Origin of the sequence: Terrabacter carboxydivorans, from assembly GCF_039532035.1 — a bacterium.
GTDB lineage: Bacteria > Actinomycetota > Actinomycetes > Actinomycetales > Dermatophilaceae > Terrabacter > Terrabacter carboxydivorans.
On the sequence record NZ_BAAARE010000021.1, the window covers coordinates 17,336 to 36,546 of the forward strand.

At 73.1% G+C, this 19,211-nt stretch carries 15 protein-coding genes, 1 tRNA gene and 1 other RNA gene; 9 read left to right on the forward strand and 8 right to left on the reverse strand.

The annotated features are described in order from the left end of the window. The first annotated feature begins 32 nt into the window (after window positions 1-32). The 3 genes from ABD297_RS19270 (at window position 33) to ffs (ending at window position 1,869) form a co-directional block, all read left to right on the forward strand. Window positions 33-120 (forward strand) — tRNA-Ser (locus ABD297_RS19270). A gap of 297 nt (window positions 121-417) precedes the next feature. Further along, complete coding sequence (locus ABD297_RS19275) at window positions 418-1,746, forward strand: MFS transporter (RefSeq protein ID WP_344256721.1); 1,329 nt, start codon at window positions 418-420, stop codon at window positions 1,744-1,746. Window positions 1,747-1,770: 24 nt separating this feature from the next. Then, window positions 1,771-1,869, forward strand: an RNA gene (ffs, locus tag ABD297_RS19280) — signal recognition particle sRNA small type. 36 nt (window positions 1,870-1,905) lie between these two features. Here ffs and ABD297_RS19285 read toward each other — a convergent pair. Further along, window positions 1,906-2,979, reverse strand: a complete 1,074-nt coding sequence (locus tag ABD297_RS19285; RefSeq protein WP_344256722.1) for a LacI family DNA-binding transcriptional regulator — start codon at window positions 2,977-2,979, stop codon at window positions 1,906-1,908. Between the two features lie 157 nt (window positions 2,980-3,136). On the opposite strand from ABD297_RS19285, the gene ABD297_RS19290 reads away from it, so the two are divergent. Next, on the forward strand, window positions 3,137-4,342 hold the full coding sequence (locus tag ABD297_RS19290; RefSeq protein ID WP_344256723.1) for an MFS transporter: 1,206 nt from the start codon (window positions 3,137-3,139) through the stop codon (window positions 4,340-4,342). A 473-nt stretch (window positions 4,343-4,815) separates the two neighbouring features. Here ABD297_RS19290 and ABD297_RS19295 read toward each other — a convergent pair whose 3' ends face one another. The 6 genes from ABD297_RS19295 to egtB form a co-directional block, all read right to left on the reverse strand. After that, window positions 4,816-6,123 (reverse strand): GNAT family N-acetyltransferase, encoded by a 1,308-nt coding sequence (locus ABD297_RS19295; RefSeq protein ID WP_344256724.1) that lies wholly within the window; start codon window positions 6,121-6,123, stop codon window positions 4,816-4,818. A 62-nt stretch (window positions 6,124-6,185) separates the two neighbouring features. Beyond that, window positions 6,186-7,694, reverse strand: a complete 1,509-nt coding sequence (locus tag ABD297_RS19300) for a hypothetical protein (protein WP_344256725.1) — start codon at window positions 7,692-7,694, stop codon at window positions 6,186-6,188. 13 nt (window positions 7,695-7,707) lie between these two features. Further along, the gene (locus ABD297_RS19305; protein WP_344256726.1) at window positions 7,708-8,364 is read right to left on the reverse strand and encodes an ABC transporter ATP-binding protein; all 657 of its coding nucleotides are present in this window, start codon (window positions 8,362-8,364) and stop codon (window positions 7,708-7,710) included. Window positions 8,365-8,513: 149 nt separating this feature from the next. Next, a complete protein-coding gene (locus ABD297_RS19310) occupies window positions 8,514-8,975 on the reverse strand; it encodes a DUF3817 domain-containing protein (protein WP_344256728.1) in 462 nt (153 codons plus the stop codon). Between the two features lie 94 nt (window positions 8,976-9,069). Then, entirely contained in the window at window positions 9,070-10,050 is a 981-nt protein-coding gene (gene egtD / locus ABD297_RS19315) for an L-histidine N(alpha)-methyltransferase (protein ID WP_344256729.1), read from the reverse strand. Beyond that, complete coding sequence (gene egtB / locus ABD297_RS19320; RefSeq protein ID WP_344256730.1) at window positions 10,047-11,336, reverse strand: ergothioneine biosynthesis protein EgtB; 1,290 nt, start codon at window positions 11,334-11,336, stop codon at window positions 10,047-10,049. Before egtB ends, egtD begins: the two co-directional genes overlap by 4 nt. A gap of 197 nt (window positions 11,337-11,533) precedes the next feature. On the opposite strand from egtB, the gene ABD297_RS19325 reads away from it, so the two are divergent. From ABD297_RS19325 to nicT, 4 genes are all read left to right on the forward strand, one after another. Further along, complete coding sequence (locus ABD297_RS19325) at window positions 11,534-14,245, forward strand: DNA polymerase III subunit gamma and tau (RefSeq protein ID WP_344256731.1); 2,712 nt, start codon at window positions 11,534-11,536, stop codon at window positions 14,243-14,245. Window positions 14,246-14,417: 172 nt separating this feature from the next. Then, window positions 14,418-15,176: a class I SAM-dependent methyltransferase gene (locus ABD297_RS19330; RefSeq protein ID WP_344256732.1), complete on the forward strand. Its 759-nt coding sequence runs from the start codon at window positions 14,418-14,420 to the stop codon at window positions 15,174-15,176. A 93-nt stretch (window positions 15,177-15,269) separates the two neighbouring features. After that, on the forward strand, window positions 15,270-15,944 hold the full coding sequence (locus ABD297_RS19335) for a lysophospholipid acyltransferase family protein (protein ID WP_344256733.1): 675 nt from the start codon (window positions 15,270-15,272) through the stop codon (window positions 15,942-15,944). A 78-nt stretch (window positions 15,945-16,022) separates the two neighbouring features. After that, complete coding sequence (nicT, locus tag ABD297_RS19340) at window positions 16,023-17,129, forward strand: Nickel transporter NicT (RefSeq protein WP_344256734.1); 1,107 nt, start codon at window positions 16,023-16,025, stop codon at window positions 17,127-17,129. A 54-nt stretch (window positions 17,130-17,183) separates the two neighbouring features. Here the strand turns inward: nicT and ABD297_RS19345 are convergent, their stop codons facing one another. Then, window positions 17,184-18,482, reverse strand: a complete 1,299-nt coding sequence (locus tag ABD297_RS19345; RefSeq protein ID WP_344256735.1) for an aminotransferase class I/II-fold pyridoxal phosphate-dependent enzyme — start codon at window positions 18,480-18,482, stop codon at window positions 17,184-17,186. Between the two features lie 121 nt (window positions 18,483-18,603). Here ABD297_RS19345 and recR point away from each other — a divergent pair, with 121 nt between their 5' ends. After that, window positions 18,604-19,203: a recombination mediator RecR gene (gene recR / locus ABD297_RS19350; protein WP_344256736.1), complete on the forward strand. Its 600-nt coding sequence runs from the start codon at window positions 18,604-18,606 to the stop codon at window positions 19,201-19,203. Window positions 19,204-19,211 lie beyond the last annotated feature (8 nt).

Below are 19,211 nucleotides of genomic sequence, written 5' to 3' on the forward strand. Positions count from 1 at the left end.
GTGCGGGGTCCGCCTCCGGTAACCTGCCCGACGGAGGATTCGCATAGTGGCCTAGTGCGCACGATTGGAAATCGTGTTGGGATAAAACCCTCGGGGGTTCAAATCCCCCATCCTCCGCCATGACGAACGGCCCCATCGCGCTCAGCGCGGTGGGGCCGTTCGTCATGGCGGAGTCTTCGGGATTTGGGAGGAGGCCCGATGCCGCCCGCCGCGAGGAACGAGCGGCCCCTCCGGCCTCGGGCCGACGGTTCCCCCATCCCCGCGGACGAGAGTGTCCCTGACCAAGCGGGTCTGCGACCGGCTGCGCGGGTCGTGGACCGGTGGGACGGACACCGCACGCTGATGGGGACCGGCCTGACGGCATACGCCCTCGAAAAGCGCGCGACCGCTGTCGGTGGGGCGCGGCAGACTTCTCCGGTGAGCTCGACCAGCCCCGCCCCCGCCCGACCGCGGCTGTCCTCGTTCTGGCACGACCTGCCGCGCGAGGGCAAGCTGCTCATCTCGACCGTCGTCTTCCAGTCGATGGGCACCGGGCTCGTCCTGCCGTTCATGGTGGTCTACCTCCACGAGGTGCGCGGCATCTCGCTCGAGACGGTGGGCCTGCTGCTGGCCCTGCAGGCCGGGGTGGGCATCGTGCTCGTCACGCCCGCCGGCGCGCTCATCGACCGCATCGGCCCGCGCAGGGTCTACGCGAGCAGCCTCGTCGCGCTCATGGTCGCCGACGTCGTGCTGGCGTTCGCGACGACGACGGGCCAGGCGGCGGCGGCGCTCGTGCTCATGGGCTACGGCTTCGGCATCGTGTGGCCCGCGTCGAGCGCGCTCATCGGCAACCTCATCCCGACCGAGCAGCGTCAGCGCTACTTCGGCATCAACTTCACGCTGCTCAACCTCGGCATCGGCATCGGCGGCATCGTCGGCGGCCGGTTCGTCGACGTCTCGCGCCCGGGCACCTTCGTGACGATCTACCTGCTCGACGCCCTGAGCTACGTGCCGGGGCTGTTCATCCTGCTCGTCTCGCTGCGTCACGCCCGTGACCGGGTGCAGCGACCGGTCGACGCGGACGCGGCCCAGGTCTCCTACCTCGCGCTGCTGCGCGACCCGAGGCTGCGGGCGCTGCTGCTGCTCGCCGCGGTGGCGGCCCTCGTCAGCTACCCCCAGCTCAACGCGGGGATGCCGGCCTACGCCCGCGCCGAGGGCCGCATCTCCACCGAGGGGCTCGGCTACGCGTTCGCGGCCAACACCCTCGTCATCGTCGTGCTGCAGCTCTTCGTCCTCCAGCGCATCGAGGGGCGGCGCCGCACGCGCGTCACCGTCGTCATGGCCCTGACGTGGATGGTGGCCTGGGCGCTGCTCGGCGCGACGTCGCTCGTTCCCGGCACCGTCACGGCGACGATCCTGCTCGCCGCGTGCGCCGGCGTCTTCGGTCTCGGCGAGACGATGCTCCAGCCGACGAGCGCCGCGATGATCAACGACCTCGCGCCCGACCACCTGCGCGGCCGCTACAACGCGCTGAGCTCGCTCATGTTCTCGGTGGCCTTCGTCGTCGGGCCCGTCGTGTCGAGCCTGCTCATCGGCCGCCACCTCGGACTGGTCTACGTCGGGTTCCTCGTCGGAGGGTGTGCGGTGCTGGCCGTCATCGCGCTCCTCGTCGAGCGGCGCCTGCCGCCTCACGTCAACGGCGTGCGCGAGCCCGCGCCGGTGGGCGTGGGGGTGCCGGCAGCGACGGACGGGGCGATTTCCGGCTGACGTCGGCGGCGGCATACACTGGCCGTCGGCACCCCGCGTGGTGGTACCTCTCCGAACTCCCCCAGGGCAGGAATGCAGCAAGGGTAGGAGAGCTCTTCCAGGTACGCGGGGTGTCCCTTTGTCCCCGCGAGGCAGCCCTCGTGGGCGCAGTCGGTCGCCTCAGCGCGGGGGTGCGGTGGTCGTCCCGACGCGCAGCTCCACGCGCTGGGTGACGCTGCGGGCCCGCGTGCCGTCGAGCCGCTTGCGCACGAGCGTGCCGAGGATGCGGCCCTTCTCGCGGCCGTGCTGGTCCATCGTCGTGAGGCGGTGGGGGAGCCACGGCAGGTCGACGCCGTCGAAGCCGGTCACGCTGAGGTCCTCGGGCACGCGCAGGCCGAGCTCCTCGGCGGCCGCGATGACGCCCGCCGCGATGACGTCCGACTGGGTGACGACGGCCGTGGGGCGCTCCCGCTCCGGCACGTCGAGGAGCAGCCGCCCGGCGATGGTGCCCCCTTCGAACGACGACCCGTCGCCGGTCTGCACGGCGGGCGCGTCGGGCCCGAAGACGTCGCGGAAGCCGAGCAGTCGACCGACACTGGGGGCGTGGGCCTCGGCGGGGTCGACCTCGTCGTCCGGCACCGGCCCCGCGACGCTCGTCGAGAGCAACGGCATGGCGACGTGGGCCACCCGGCGATGGCCGAGCGAGTGGACGTGCCGGGCGATCTCGGCGCCCGCGGCACGCTCGTCGACCCGCACCTGGGTGATGCGCCGGTCGCTCGGGACACCGGTGCTGAACATCGGTATGCCGCGTGCGGCCAGGTGCTCCACCGCCGGGTTCTCGCCCGGCCCGCAGAGGGAGAAGACCACGGCGTCGAGGGCGAGGGGCGCGAGCTGCGGCACGACGGACTCCCCGTCGCCGCTGGGCTGCCCGATGAGGAGCATCCCGGTGGGGACCGCCTCGAGCACCTCTGCCAGGCCGTCGAGCACCGCGATGGCGAACGGATCACGGAACGCCATGCGCAGGCGACCCTCGACGAGGACCCCGATCGCACCTGAACGCCCCTGTCGCAGTGAGGAGGCCAGCGGGTTCGGTCCGGTGAACCCGAGCTCGGTGGCCGCTTCCCTCACCCGCACGCCGGTGGCCTCGGCCACCGGGCCCTTGCCGCTGAAGACGAGCGATGCGGTCGACACCGAGACGCCGGCGCGCTCGGCGACGTCGCGGAGCGTCGGGCGGGCTTGACCTCGGGCAACCATGGGAGGCATGCTATCGAAACGTTTCGAGTCGAATCGTTTCGAACGGACTCGTGAACTCACCGACCATCGACAGGCGACCCCGGTGGGGCCGCAGGTCGCGCCAGCGTGCGCCGCCGACCCCCGCCCGTGGTGTCGTCGACCCTGAGAGGCTTGATCCATGTCCGTCGTCAGCGCTCCGCCGGTCAGCACCGTCCGCGCAGCCCGCACCGCCGTCTTCGCGGCCTTCGCCGTCAACGGAGCTGCCTTCGCGGCGTTCGCCTCCCGGGTCCCGGACATCAAGCACGCGCTGGGACTCTCGGCCGGGGCCCTCGGCCTGACCCTGCTGGCAGCCTCCCTCGGGTCGGTCATCGGACTGCCCCTCTCCGGCTGGATCGTCCACCGCCTCGGGGCGGCCCGCACGCTCCTGGGTGCCGCCATCATCCAGAGCGTCGGCCTCGTCGGCGTCGGGATCGGCGTCGACGTCGCCGGCACCCGTGCCGTCGTCATGGCCGGGCTCGTGCTCGTCGGCATCGGTACCGGCGTCTTCGACGTGTCGATGAACCTCGAGGGCGCCGAGGTCGAGCGCTTTCTGGGCCGCGCGATCATGCCCCACTTCCACGCCGCCTTCAGCGGCGGCACGGTGGTCAGCGCCCTCATCGGCGCGGGGCTGTCGTTCCTGCACGTGCCCGTCGCCGCCCACCTGCTCGGCGTCGTCGTGCTGCTCCTGCTCATGACCCCGTGGTTCCTCCGTGCGTTCCTGCCCCGGTCGGTCGAGACGGACGAGACCGGCGCCGAGGTGCGCTCCGAGGCCGGCATCGGCGCTGCCTGGCGCGAGCCGCGCACCCTGCTCATCGGCGTCGTCGTCCTCGCGGCCGCCTTCACCGAGGGCACGGCCAACGACTGGGTCGCGGTGGCGCTGTCCGACGGCTACGGCCTCGAGCGCTGGGTCGGCGTCGTCGGCTTCGCGGTGTTCCTCACCGCCATGACCGCCGGACGGCTCCTGGGCACCCGCGTCCTCGACCGGCGCGGCCGCGTGCCCGTCCTGCGCGTCCTGTTCGTCTCCGCCGTCGTCGGCTGCCTGCTGGTCGTCTTCGGGGGCCCCGTTCTCGCGTTCGTCGGTGCGGCCATCTGGGGTGTCGGGGCGAGCCTCGGCTTCCCCGTCGGCATGAGCGCGGCGGCCGACGACCCGAAGCGGGCGGCTGCCCGGATGAGCGTCGTCTCGACCATCGGCTACACGGCGTTCCTGGCCGGCCCGCCGCTGCTCGGCTTCCTCGGCGACCACGTCGGCGTGCTGCACTCGCTGCTCGTCGTCGGCGCGATGGCGGTCGTGGCCCTCGTCGCGATCCCCGCCATCCGCGAGCCCGCCCGCCCCCGGGTGGAGTGAGCACCCAGCCCCACCGGCTCCCCGTCGAGTGGCCGCCCCGCCCCACGAGTCACGTGACGGTTGGAGCCAAGCACGCCAACTCGGCCGGGGCTGGTTTGGTGCGGTGGTCTGGGTCTTCGGAGCGCGCCAAGTCAGCCGGGGTTGGCTTGGTGCGGTGGTCTGGGTCTTCGGAGCGCGCCAACTCGGCCGGGGGTGGCTTGGTGTGGCGGTCTGGGTCGTCGGAGCGCGCCAACTCAGCCGGGGCTGGCTTGGTGCGGCGGTCTGGGTATTCGGAGTGCGCCAAGTCAGCCGGGGCTGGCTTGGTGCGGCGTTCCGGTCTCCGGAGCGCGCCGACTCGGCCGGGGGTGGGTCCTAACGGGGTTCCTCAGCCCTCCGGCATCGCTGACTCGCGTGGCCTCGTGGTCCCGCGAGCCACAACAGTCCCTGGAGCACGTGTGACGACGGGGCCACTCGAGTTGGTTGGTGGCGTGGGTTCAGAAGTACTCGGTGATGAAGGGCTGGCACGCGAAGACCGCGTCGAGGGCGGCGTCGCCGTCCGCCGTGCCGTCCGCGGCGAGGCGCGCCTGACGCAGGTGAGACACCGACCAGCCGCACCACAGTGCCGACAGCCCACGCGCGCCGACCCGCAGCGCACCCTCCCGCCGCGCGCCGACCCGCAGCGCGGCTTCTGAGCCCCGCTCGCCTGCGCTGTCGCCGTCACCCCCGCCTGCTTCGTTCGAGGTGATCGCGGCGCCCAGCCGGGGCCCGGCATCACCTCGAACCGGGAGGTCGGCGGTGCGGGTGGCGGTGCCGCGGCCGCCGGACACCGACAGGGTCCAGCTCCCGGAGTTGGCCGGAGCCTCGGGGTCGTCGACGAGCAGGTCCACCGTCGCCGTGGTGTGGGGCGCGAACCCCCGCTCACCGAAAGCCGCGGCGAGGTCGATGACCCGTCCCATCCACGGGACCTGCTGCACCTCGGCCGCCGGCAGACCTCCGAGGACGAGCGTCACCGGGTCGCGCGGGTCGAGGAAGGTGTGCACGGTCGGGGCAGCCGAGGATCCCGACCCGACGACACCCCACAGCACCGCCGCGTCCTCCGGCGTCGTCGCGACGAGGTCCTCGACCGTGACGGTCTGGTCGGACAGGTCGTAGACGACGAAACCGCCGTCGGTGACGTAGGCGATCAGCTCGTCGCGCTCCAGCATCCCCGCGAGGGCCGAGACCGACCGGACCATCGGTCCGCTGACCCCGTGCCGGGCGTTCGCCTCGCGGTCGAGGTCGTGCATCCACTGCGCATCGCCGGGACGAGCCGGCCGAAGTCCGGTCGACCGACCGCGCCCCGGGCCGGAGGCGCCGAGCTCGCGCAGGAGGTGGGCGGCATACGTCGTGCGTGTCTGGACGCCGCCGATCTCGTAGCCGGACCGGCGGTAGAGCGTGGCCGTGGTCGGGAAGAGGCACGACACGACGTCGCCGAGCTCGCCCATCCGCGTGATGAGGGCGCGCGTCAGCGTGGTGGCCACCCCGCGGCCGCGGGCGCTGGGCTCGACGTAGACGCCCGCGACGCCACCCATCCGCAGGTGCCGTCCACCCCACGCCTGCTCGTAGGGCCGGATGCGACCCGCCGCGAGGACGGTGTCGGAGTCGTCGACCACCGCGATCATCCGTCCGCCGAGCGTCTCGGCGGAGACCCGCTGCCACCAGGCCTCGCCGCCGGAGCCGAGCGGCCCGAACGACCGGCCACGGATCGCCAGGACGGCAGGGAGGTCGGCGTCGACGACGTCTCTGGTGCGCAGCTCGCTCATGGCCCCGAACCTAGCCACCGGCCGACGACCGGGGCGACCGGGTTGTGCCAGGGACGGGGGGATCAGGCCCGGTGCGCGTAGGTCAGACGTCGCACCTTCGAGACCGACCAGGCGAGCACGGCGTAGACGACCCAGCTCACGACCGAGAGCCAGGTGTAGTTCCCGGCCTTGGTCAGCACCGCCAGGACCGAACCGAGGACGACGACGGTGAGGGCGGGCACGGCATACCAGATCGCGACCATCTGGGGCCGCAGCACGAAGGTGGGGGAGCCACGGAAGGCGGCCAGCACGTTGCCGGCGACGACGAGCACGAGGACGAGCCAGAGCGACAGCAGTGCGCTGGCCGGGAGCGATCCGACCGCCGCGGCGACACCGACCCAGCCGCCGAGGACGACGACGGTCAGTGCGGTCGGAAGCGTGACGTGCGCAACCGCCTCGGTGACCTCGGTGGTGCCGAGCAGCGAGGGGGTCCCGACGTTGTCGGCCTGCAGGCGCAGCCCCTCCGACCAGGCGCCGAAGCCGAGGTAGAGCGGGAGCAGGCCGATGGTCGCGGCGATGCTCGGAGCCGCCGGCTGCGTGAAGGCCCACGTGATGACCGCGCCGCCCAGCAGGGTCAGCCCGAGGCCGGAGAGGAAGGCGCCGGGCGTGCGCCGCAGGCCGAGGACGTCGCGTCGCACGAGCACGCTGAACGGTCGTCCGGGCCGCAGGCGCGCCATGCGGCCGTGCCGGACCGGCCGGGTGAGGGCGAGCCGCGCCGTGCGGAGGTTGCCGGTCAGGGCCGAGCCGGCCATCGTCGAGGTGTTGGCCGAGTGCGCGCGCAGGGACTCCGCGTGCAGCTCGCGCAGGGCGTCTGGCACCCGCCACAGCAGGCTGAGGCTGCGGTCGGGACCTGGCCAGGACCGGACCTGCGACCAGAGCCAGAGCCGGCTGGCGAGCACGCCGAGCGCAGTGCCTACGACGGTCGTCACGATGATCGTCACGACGCCGGCGAGGTGGGCGAAGGCGAGGCCCGCGCCGATGGTCAGGCCGCTCAGCGCCCCGACGAAGAGGCCGCCGACTGCCGCGTAGCGCCACCACCGACGCAGCGCGAGTGCACGGTCGAGCGGTGCGGGCAGCACAAGGTCGATCCACGGCATGGGCGGCACGACCGGCCCGCGGAAGCGCCCGGCGAAGACGACGGCCCCGAGCAGGGCCGCCACCGACGCGACGAGGAGGGCCACCGCCACGGGGGAGCGCAGCTGCTCCCCGAGCGAGCCGGCGTCGGACGTGCGGAACACCGCCTGGACGATCGGCAGGCCGTAGACGAGGGCGCCGAGGAAGAGGACGTAGCCGGCATACAGCCCCTGCTGGCGAGCCTTGCGTGCGGCGTCGCCGCCGATGACCCAGTCGGCCTGGCCGAGCAGGTCGTGGTCGTCGTAGTCGACCTCGGTCCCCGTCGGGACCGGCGCCAACGGGAGCTGCGCCAACGGGACCTGCGGCGTGGGTTCGGGAGCCTTCGGGTCGTATGCCGTGTGGCCCGGTCGTGGCTTCGGTGCTGGCTTGGCGCCGGCCGGCTTCTTGCGCTTGCTCATGCGGCGTCCCGGCTCAGCGCGCCGGCACGACGTCGACGACGCGAGTCGCGAGGGCGGCCGTCAGCTCGGGATCGTGGCAGGCCATGACGACGGTGGCGCCGGTCTGCGTGCGCTCGCCGATGAGGGCCGCGACGACCTGGCGCTTGGCGGTGTCGAGACGCTGCTCGGGCTCGTCGAGCAGCACGACGCTCGCCGGGCGCGAGAAGGTCAGCGCGAGTCGGAAGAGCTGCTCCTGCCCCGACGACAGCTCGTGCGGGAAGCGGTCGTCGAGGTGGGCGATGCCGAGGCGGTCGAGCAGGGCCTGGCTGCGCTCGTCGGACGTCGCGGGCTCGCCGCCCCACGTCGAGTCGATGAGCACGAGGTGGTCGACCAGTGTCAGGTCACGGTAGGTCGTCGGGGCGCCGAGCAGGGCTGCGACGGCGGCGCGGACGGCCCGGTCGCGCTCGTCGGCCTCCCGGCCGCCGATGGTCGCGGTGCCGGTGCTCGGCGCGAGGAGACCGCCGATGATGCGCAGCAGGGTCGTCTTGCCCGAGCCGTTGGGGCCGCGCAGGACGATGCACTCGCCGGGGTCGGCGCTGACGTCGGTGGGCAGCAGCAGGGTCGTCTCGTCGATCGTCTTGCCGACGCCCTCGGCGCGCACCTCGCCGGCCAGCACTGCGACCGCACCCATCTGAACCCATCCCTTCGCTGCACCGCTCGGACCGGCTGGTCCGTCGGAGGCCACCGTATGCCGCGCGGCTCCGAGCGCGCTGACCCTGCGGCGCCGAGCAGGCTCGCGCTCGCCCGTCGGGACAGCTCCGCCGAGGACGAACCTCGCGGTCAGCCCTGTGCGCTGACCGGAGGACCGACGACGAGCGCGACGCCGGTCAGGGCGGCCACGGCGACGACGCCCACCGCGACGGCGACGACCGGACGGGCGAGGAGCGTCGCCACGACCCGCTCGGCCGGGTTGGTCGGCGCGTCCCCGTCACGGCCGAGCCGCCAGCCGCCCTCGAGGCGACCGCGCCGCTCGAGCCGGCGCTCCCACCAGACCGTGAGGAAGGGCGGGACGGCGCTGAGCAGTCCGAGCAGGCCCTCGCGCGCCGTCCAGCGCTGGTTGACCCAGAGCAGGACCGTGACGAGGCAGAAGGCGATGAAGACGACGCCGTGGACGAGACCGAAGACCTGCACCCCGAGCTCGGTCGTGCGGGTGACGTACTTGAGGACCATGCCGAGCAGGAGCAGGGCCCACGTGACCACCTCCGCGAGGGCGAGCCGGCGGTAGAGGGTGCGAGGCGTCATGCGGGGTCTCCTACGTCGTGTCGTACTCAGGTCGCCCCAGTCTCACCCAACGCCGTGGCCGACACCCAATCGGTCGCGGCTGCGCCCTGCCGCCTCACCCCTCGCGTCGGGCGAGCGTCAGGGCGAAGTCGCCGTCGGTGTCGGTCCACGCCCGCTCGACGGAGAAGCCGGCCGCGGCCAGCTCGTCGCGCAGGCGCTCCGGGCGGAACTTCGTCGAGATCTCGACGCGGATCTCCTCCCCGTGCGCGAGGTCGAAGACGAGGTCGGCCCCGGGGATGGTGACCCTCTGGGGCATGTCGGCCCGCAGCCGCAGGTCCATGCGCTCCTGACGCGGGTCCCAGAACGGGACGTAGGAGAAGGCGTCGACGTCGAAGTCGGCGCCGAGCTCGCGGTTGAGCACCTCGAGGCAGTTCGTGACGAACGCGGCGGTGATGCCGCTGCTGTCGTCGTAGGCGCTGATGAGCCGGTCGGTGCTCTTGACGAGGTCGGTGCCGAGCAGGAACCAGTCGCCGGGCTCGAGGCTGTCGTGCAACGCCCCGAGGAAGGCTGCCCGCTCCTCGACGTAGAAGTTGCCGATGGTCCCGCCGAGGAACGCGACGAGACGCCGGCCACCGCGGGGCAGGTGCCCGAGGTGGAGCGTGAAGTCGCCGACGAGGGCCTCGACCCGCAGTGACGGGTAGCGCTCGGACAGCATGGCGGCCGCGTCGCGCAGGGTCTGCTCGGAGACGTCGACCGGGACGAACCGCTCGAGGCTGCCGACGGCGGCGAAGGCGTCGAGCAGCGTGCGGGTCTTGTCGCTCGTGCCGCTGCCGAGCTCGACCACGGTCGTCGCGTCGCAGGCGGCGACGATGTCGGCGGCGTGGTCGCGCAGGATCGCCCGCTCGCACTCGGTGGGGTAGTACTCCGGCAGGCGCGTGATCTCGTCGAAGAGGTCGGAGCCGACGTCGTCGTAGAGCCACTTGGGCGGCAGGGTGCGCGGCTGCGAGCCGAGACCGCGGCGGACGTCGTCGACGAGGGCCCCGGAGGCCCAGTCGGGGTCGAGCGCGACGGTGACGACGGGTTCACGAGCGGTCACGGGCGGACACCTCCATCAGCGAGCCGGACACCGGACAGCGCCCAGCGCGAGCCCGGAGGGAAGAAGTTGCGGTAGGTGGCCCGGGCGTGGCCGGGCGGGGTGAGCGCGCAGCCGCCGCGAAGGACCATCTGGCCCGACATGAACTTGCCGTTGTACTCGCCGATGGCCCCGGCCGGCGGGTGGTAGCCCGGGTAGGCGAGGTAGGCCGAGCTCGTCCACTCCCAGCAGTCGCCGTAGACCTGGCGCAGGTGTCCCGTCGGCGGCCCTGCCGCCCGGGGATGGAAGGTCTCGGTGTCGGCGAGGTTGCCGCCCACGCCCGAGGCGTCGGCCTGCCCGTCGGCGACGACGGCGTGCTCCCACTCGCCCTCGGTGGGCAGGCGTCGGCCGCACCAGGTGGCGTAGGCGTCGGCCTCGTAGTGGCTGACGTGGCTGACGGGCAGCCCGGGGTCGACCGGACGGGTGCCGCTCAGGGTGTGCTCGAACCAGACCCCGTCGACCTCGCGCCAGTAGAACGGCGCGCGCCAGCCCTCGGCGCGCACCTTGGCCCACCCGTCGGAGAGCCACAGCTCGTGCCGGTCGTAGCCGCGGTCGGCCATGAACTCGAGCCACTCGCCGTTGGTGACGAGCCGGTCGGCGAGGCGGTAGGGCTCGAGCCACTGCTGGTGCGGCGGGAGCTCGTTGTCGAAGCTGAAACCACCGCCGCGGTGCCCGACCTCGACGAGGCCGCCCTCGACGTCGACCCAGCCCAACGGGTCGGGAGCCGACGGCGCGAGGGGGCTCCCGGCATACGCCGGCTGGAGGGGGTTGACCGACAGGACGTGCTTGATGTCCATGAGGAGCAGCTCCTGGTGCTGCTGCTCGTGGTGGAAGCCGAGCTCGATGGTCGAGGCGAGCTTCTCGAGCGAGCCGCCGTCGAGCGTCGTCACGAGGTCGCGCATGCGGGCGTCGACGTCGGCGCGGTAGAGGCCGACGTCGTGGGCGCCGGGACGGGTGATGAAGCCGCGCTCGGCACGGGCGTAGCGCGGCCCGACCCCCTCGTAGTAGCTGTTGAAGAGGAACCAGTACTGGTCCTGGTAGGGCTTGAACGACGGCTCGTGGTCGGCGAGCACGAAGGTCTCGAAGAACCACGTCACGTGGGCGCGGTGCCACTTCGTCGGCGACACGTCCGGCATGGACTGGACGGTCTGGTCCTCGGGCGAGAGCGGTGCGGCGAGCGTCTCGGTGTGCGCTCGCACCTCGTCGAATCTGGTGACGAGGGTGTCGGCGTCCCAGGTCGGGTCGGGCATGGTGTCCTCCTCCGTCCGGCCGTCGCTTGGGTCGCTCGACGAGCCGGTGCATCGACCCTAGGCACACCCGCCGACAGCCGCCCCTCGGAACGTCGCTCCGTAAGGAGCTGTTCACCCTTTCGCCGTCGGTGCGCCGCCGCTCCGGTCGGTGTTCCCGGCGTTCCCGGGCGTCGGTCCCGACGGTTAGGGTTTCGGGCATGGCCACCGCCCTGTACCGCCGCTACCGGCCCGAGAGCTTCGCCGACGTCATCGGCCAGGAGCACGTGACGGAGCCGCTCATGCAGGCGCTGCGCACGGGACGGGTCAACCACGCCTACCTCTTCAGCGGCCCCCGCGGCTGCGGCAAGACGACGAGCGCGCGCATCCTCGCGCGCTGCCTCAACTGCGAGGAGGGCCCCACGCCCACCCCGTGCGGCAGGTGCGACTCGTGCGTGGCGCTCGCACGCGGCGGATCCGGCTCGGTCGACGTCATCGAGATCGACGCGGCCAGCCACGGCGGCGTCGACGACGCCCGTGACCTGCGCGAGCGGGCCTCCTACGGCCCCGCGCAGAGCCGCTTCAAGATCTACATCATCGACGAGGCGCACATGGTGACGCCGCAGGGCTTCAACGCGCTGCTCAAGATCGTCGAGGAGCCGCCGGAGCACGTGAAGTTCGTCTTCGCCACGACCGAGCCGGAGAAGGTCATCGGCACGATCCGCTCGCGCACGCACCACTACCCGTTCCGGCTCGTCCCCCCGGCCAAGCTCACGAGCTACATGGAGCGGCTGCTCGAGGCCGAGCACGTCGCGACCCAGCCGGGAGTGCTCAGCTTCGTCACGCGCGCGGGCGGTGGCTCCGTGCGCGACTCCCTCTCGGTGCTCGACCAGCTGATCGCCGGCTCGGGGCCCGAGGGCCTGACCTACGACGGCGCGGTGTCGCTGCTCGGCTTCACCGACGGCGAGCTGCTCGACAGCACCGTCGACGCGCTGGCCGCGGGCGACGGGGCCGCCACCTTCCGCCAGGTCGACCGGGTCATCGAGTCCGGACACGACCCGCGCCGCTTCGTCGAGGACCTCCTCGAGCGGCTGCGCGACCTCATCATCGTGGCTGCGATCCCCGAGGGCGCCGGCCAGGTGCTGCGGGGCGTCCCAGAGGACCAGCTCGAGCGCATGCGGGTGCAGCAGGCGGGCTTCGGGCCGGGCGCTCTCTCGCGCGCGGCCGACATCGTCAACACCGGCCTGACCGAGATGACCGGTGCCACTGCGCCACGCCTCCAGCTCGAGCTGATCTGTGCGCGCATCCTGCTGCCGGCCGCCTCCGGCGAGCAGGGGTATGCCGCCCGCCTCGACCGCCTCGAGCGTCGCCTCGACGTCGGGGGAGTCCCCACCGCCGCCCGCTCCGAGGCGTCCGCGCCGGCGGGGCGCGCCCCGGCGCCCGCACCCGCCGCGACGGCCCCGCCGCGCACCGTCTCCGACTACACCCCGCCGTCGAGCGGGGGGTCCGGCTCCTCGCACGCCGCGGGTGGCATGGGCGGCGGCGGGCGGAGCGTCGGTGTCGAGACCGCGGCGGCATCCGCATCTGTCGCGCCGGAGGCGCAGGCCGCACCGGGATCACCGGGTGGGCATCCCGGCTCGCAGCCGCAGGGCCAGCCGAGCCCGCACGACCAGCAGGGCCAGCAGGGCCAGGCCGGGCACGCAGGCCCCACGGGCGCGGGTCCGGGCGATGCAGGACGGGTCGATGCCGCGCGGGCCGAGGCCGGCGCTCCGTCCGTCATGGCCCCTGCCGAGTCGGTCGGAGGCCCCTCCGTCGTCGAGCCGACGGGTGGTGCCCAGCACCTGGCCGGAGCATCCGAGCAGGTGCGGGCGGGTGGGTCCAACGAGCCGGACACCTCCGGCACCACGGGCGCCGAAGCCCAGCCGACCAGCGCTCCCGACGCGTCCGGTGACAGCGCGCAGGGCGGCTCGACCGGCGGCATGGACACCGACGCCATCCGGCGGGCGTGGCCCAACGTGCTCGGTCGGATCTTCACGATGCGCCGCATCACGTGGACCTTCGTCTCGCAGAACGCCCAGGTCATGGCCTTCGACGGCCGCAAGCTGACGCTCGGCATCGCGACGGCGGGTCTGACCCAGACCTTCCGGGCCGGCAACCACTCCGACATCGTGCGCCAGGCGCTCATCGACGAGCTCGGGGTCGATGCCGTCGTCGACGGCATCCACATGGACGCCGTCTCGCAGCAGGCCCCCGTCGCGCCGCCGCCGGGCTCGGTCCCGGTGGGCCTGCCCGACCCGCCGAGCAAGGGCGAGCCGGTCGGCCCCGTCGACGGCGGGCAGGGAGTGACCCCCCAGGGCGGCGCAGGAGGCGCCGGCGGCGCCGGGCGCTCCTCGTGGGGTGATGCCGGCGCGGGGCATGAGTCCGCCGGCCCCGGCAGCACCACCTCCAACGGGACCGGCGGCACGGGTGGGGGAGCAACCGGCAACGCCTCGGCCGCCGGGTCACGAGGCGCGACGGCGCTCGCCGACGCCGGACTGAGCCCGGTCGCGGGGCGGTCGCTGCAGGACAACGCCGGGTGGGGCTCGGCGACGGGTCCGGCGCCCGACTGGGCCACGGGTCCCTCGACGGCCGCACCGGCGGCTGCCTCGGGCGGGGCCACGGCCGCCGCTGCGCCCGGTGCCGGGTCCGCGCCGCCAGAGGCGCCCACGGACTCCGCGGTGCGCGGCGCCAGCGCCGTGCGTCAGTCCTTCGCCCAGGCCCGTTCGCGTGCCGGTGACGCCCGGTCCGCCGACGACGACCAGCCGCGCCAGCCCGTCACCGACGACTCGGCCGTGAGCGACGACGACGAGGACATCGAGCAGTCGGGCGACGTCGGGCGCTCCGTCATCGAGAAGGTCCTCGGCGGCCGCGTCGTGCAGGAGCTCGAGAACTGACCCCGTCCGACTCGGCCGCCGGGGCCGGCGGTCGGGTGTGACGACGGGGCCACTCGACGGTGTGGTGGGGCAGTCATGGCTGTCCTCAGGTTGCTGCGGCGTCGCGCCACAGGATCTGCTGCGATCGCCAGTTCCCCTCCGGCGCAGGGGTGTTCGGGGGTAGCGTCGGAGCGTGACCTTCGAGGTTGCGGCCGACGCCTACAACCGCTTCATGGGGCGCTACTCAGGGCCGCTCGCCGAGCGGTTCGCCGACTGGTCCGGTGTGTCAGGACCCGGTCGGGCGCTCGACGTGGGCTGTGGGACGGGAGCCCTGACCCGCGTCCTCATCGAGCGGCTCGGGGTCGACGGCGTGTCTGCGGTCGACCCGTCCCAGTCGCTGCTCGTCGCGCTGCGGCAGTCGTTCCCGACTCTCGACGTGCAGGTGGCGACGGCCGAGCAGCTGCCCTACCCCGACGACCTCTTCGACCACGTGCTCGCGCAGCTCGTCGTCAGCTTCATGCCGGACCCGGCACTCGGCCTGCGCGAGATGGCTCGCGTCACGCGGCCCGGGGGCACGGTGTCGGCGTGCGTGTGGGACCTCGCCGGCGGTGGCGCCCCGCTCACCGCGTTCTGGCGGGCGGCGCGGGACCTCGACCCGGAGGTCGACGACGAGTCGAGCATGCCGGGGGCCCGCGAGGGTGACCTGGCGCGCCTCTGCGACGAAGCGGGGCTCAACCAGATCGAGGACACCGCCCTGACCGTCACCGTGCGGCACCCCACGTTCGAGGACTGGTGGGGGCCCTACACGTTCGGGGTGGGTCCGGCGGGCGCGCACGTGCTCAGCCTCGACGACGTGGCCAGGGTCCGCCTGCGCGAGCACTGCCGCGAGCTGCTGCCGGAGCCGCCGTTCTACATCATGGCCACCGCGTGGGCGGTGCGCGCCCGCGCCTGAGCCGGGCACACGGCATACCAAGGGGTGGTCACCGAGCGGCTGGGACGGACGCCCCACCCCGGGTGGCCCGCGCCCGGCCCTAGGCTGTGCCCCATGTTCTACAGCCTCGGGCGCAACCTCCTGTACCCGCTGTCCCATGCGCTGTACCGGCCCACCATCGAGGGCAAGGAGAACATCCCGCGCGAGGGCGGCGTCATCGTCGCGAGCAACCACCGCTCGTTCATCGACTCCTTCGCCATCCCGCTCGCCTCGCCGCGACAGGTGCGCTTCCTCGCCAAGGAGGAGTACTGGACGGGCCCGGGCGTCGGCGGCTTCCTGCGCAAGGGCTTCTTCAGCGCCGTCGGCATGGTGCCGGTCAACCGCCACTCCGCGACCGCGGCGCAGGAGAGCCTCGACACCGCGCTCGAGGTGCTCCGCGCGGGCGACGCGTTCGGGATCTACCCGGAGGGCACGCGCTCGCGCGACGGCCGGCTCTACCGCGGCCGCACCGGCGTCGCGTGGCTCGCGCTGACCGCGCAGGTGCCGATCGTGCCGGTCGGGCTCATCGGCACCGAGGACATCCAGCCGGTCGGGGCGCGCTTCCCGCGGCTGGCGAAGGTCACGGTGCGCTTCGGCGAGCCGATCGGGGTCGAGGAGTATGCCGGCATGCCCGCCGGCAAGGCCCGGCGCCTGCTCACCGACCGCGTGATGGAGGCGATCGCCGGGCTGAGCGGCCAGGAGCGCGTCGACTCCTACAACGAGGTGCCGGGCGGCGAGCCCGCGGTCTGAGCGGTCGGGCCGTTCCCGCCCGGTGCACCGGTCCGCGCCGCGTTGCAGATGCGACGTAGTCGCATCTAGCGTGGGCCCGTGACCCTGACGTCCTCGCGCCCGCTCTCGAGCCCTTCGCTGCTCGAGCGCCTGTCGCGCGACGACCGCCGCAGCCTGCTCGGCATGGGCGGCTTCGTGCTGCTGCTCCACGTCGTCGGTTGGGGTCTGCTCCTCGGGGTCGTCGCGCCGCACGAGTACCGCGTCGCGGGCCAGCTCTTCGGGGTCGGGCTCGGGGTCACGGCCTACACCCTCGGCATGCGCCATGCCTTCGACGCCGACCACATCGCCGCGATCGACAACACGACCCGCAAGCTCCTCGGCGAGGACCGGCCCGCGATGAGTGTGGGCTTCTGGTTCAGCCTCGGCCACTCCTCGGTCGTCTTCGTGATGGTGATGCTGCTCGCTCTCGGCATCCGCGCGCTCGCGGGCGCGCTCGCCGACGGCGGCTCGCGGCTCCAGCAGCTCACCGGCATCTGGGGCACGACCGTGTCGGGCGTCTTCCTCGTCCTGATCGGCCTGGTCAACCTCGCCGCGCTCGTCGGCATCGTCAAGGTGCTCCGCCGCATGCGCGCCGGGCACTTCGACGAGGCCGAGCTCGAGCGGCAGCTCGACAAGCGCGGCTTCCTCAACCGCCTCCTCGGCCGCGTCACGCGGGCCGTGCGCAAGCCGTGGCACATGTATCCCGTCGGCCTGCTCTTCGGGCTCGGCTTCGACACCGTGACCGAGGTCGGGCTGCTCGTCATCGCCGGGGGAGCCGCCGCCGCGTCCCTGCCCTGGTATGCCGTCCTGACCCTTCCCGTGCTCTTCGCCGCGGGCATGTCGCTCCTCGACAGCATCGACGGGTCGTTCATGAGCCTCGCCTACGGCTGGGCCTTCAACCGCCCGGTGCGCAAGATCTACTACAACCTCACCGTCACCTCCCTGTCGGTCGCCGTCGCGCTCGTCATCGGGCTCATCGAGCTGGTCGGCCTGCTCGACGAGAAGCTCGACATCACGACAGGGCCGGTCGCCTGGGTCGGGCGGATCGACCTCGGCGACATCGGCTACTGGATCGTCGGCCTCTTCGTCGTCACGTGGGCGGTGTCCCTGGCCGTGTGGCGGTTCGGGCGCATCGAGGAGCGGTGGTCGCAGGGGCTCGCCGACTGACCGGTCGGTCGGGGCGCAGGGGCGCAGGGGCCAGGGGCGCAGAGGCTCGGCGGCTCAGGAGGGCGGATCCGCCCGCTTCGCCTCGTTGATGGCGGCCCGGAAGTGCGGGATCGCCGCCTCGATCGACGCCGGCGTCGCGGTGAGGCAGATCCGGAACCAGCCGGGCGTCTCGAAGAGGGTCCCCGGCATGACGAGGACGCCCCGACGCGCGAGGGAGGCGACGAACGCCTCGTCGTCCGGGACCGGCGACCGGGGCCACAGGTAGAACGTGCCCTCGGGCGACGCCACGTCGTAGCCCATCTCCCGCAACGCACCCACGAGCCGGTCCCGCTTGGACTGGAGGGCGTCGATGTCGATGGAGAGGCGCTCGAGGTCCGGGACGGCATACTGCATGACCGCGTTCGGGAAGAGCCATCCGCCGGCGACCTGGAGGCTGTCGATCGCACCCATGAGCGTGTCTGCCTCGGGCAGCCCGGGCGGGACGGCGAGGTAGCCGACGCGCTGCCCCGGCGCGAGCAGCGTCTTGCCGTAGCTGTAGCAGAGGAGCGTGTGCCGGTAGAACTGCGTCGGGCTGTGGAACGGCTTGCCGTCGAAGACGATCCGGTTGTACGGCTCGTCCGAGACGATCCAGATGCGCCGCCCGTTGCGCGCCGACGCCTCCTCCAGGATCGCGGCGAGCGCCGTGAGCTGGGCCGGAGGGTAGACGCGGCCCGACGGGTTGTTCGGGGTGTTGACCACGACGACGCGGGTGCGTGGGGTGATGGCGGCGGCGATGGCGTCGAGGTCGAGGTCGAAGCCCGGCTGCAGCGCCGGCACCTTGACCGGCACGAGCCCGGCCTCGACCGCGAGGATCTCGTAGAGGAACCACGGTGGCAGCGTGTAGACGACCTCGTCACCGGGGTCGGCGACGGCCTTCATCGCGACGGTGATCGCGCCGAAGCCGCCGGTCGTCATGCGCAGGTCGTCGCCGGTCCAGCCGAGCGGCACGACCCGCTCGAGCGACGCGGCAGCCGCGTCCTGTGCCGCCTGCTCGCTCTGCATGTAGGCGAACCACTGCTCGTCCCGGGGCACGGCCGCCGAGCGGAGCGCCTCGACGTAGGCCGGCATCGCCAGCTCGTGCGGGTCGCCGAAGGTGAAGTCGAGCAGGTCGTGCTCCCCGCGCCCCTGGTCGTCGGCCTCCGCCTCGGCGGCCGCCCGCCGGCGCAGGAACTCGAAGAGCATCCGGAAGGGCGCTGCCGCCTGGATCTGCTGGCTCCGGCGCGAGACGACTGGCGCGCTCGCCCCGGCCTCGGGGTCGCGCACGGGGTCCTGCTCGGGCACCTGCCCGTGGTCCTGCTCGTGGTCGTCCTTCACGGTGTCACCTCGCTGCCACGTCGCCGTCGACGGCGGCCGGGCCCGCGACCCCACCGCCTCCGGCCACGCTAGACCGGTGCGGCTGTCCGCAGGACGGCTTCGGCAGGCTTAGGGTTGCGATGTGTACGAAGGCGCAGTGCAGGACCTGATCGACGAGCTCGGACGACTCCCCGGCGTCGGCCCCAAGAGCGCGCAGCGCATCGCCTTCCACCTGCTCCAGGCCGACTCCGACGACGTGACCCGCCTCGTCACCGCGCTGACCGAGGTCAAGGCCCGGGTGCGCTTCTGCGAGGAGTGCGGCAACGTCGCCGAGGCGGAGAAGTGCCGGATCTGCGCCGACCCGCGCCGGGACCACACGGCGATCTGCGTCGTCGAGGAGCCCAAGGACGTCGTCGCCATCGAGCGCACCCGCGAGTTCCGCGGCAAGTACCACGTGCTCGGCGGCGCGATCAGCCCGATCGACGGCATCGGCCCCGACGACCTCCGCGTGCGTGAGCTGATGACCCGTCTCGCGTCGGGCGAGGTGCAGGAGGTCATCATCGCGACCGACCCCAACCTCGAGGGCGAGGCGACGGCCACCTACCTCAGCCGCCTGCTGCGCGACGTCGGGCTCACGGTGACGCGCCTCGCGTCGGGCCTGCCCGTGGGCGGCGACCTCGAGTACGCCGACGAGGTCACGCTCGGGCGCGCCTTCGAGGGCCGGCGCCGCGTCGATGCCTGAGCCGGCCC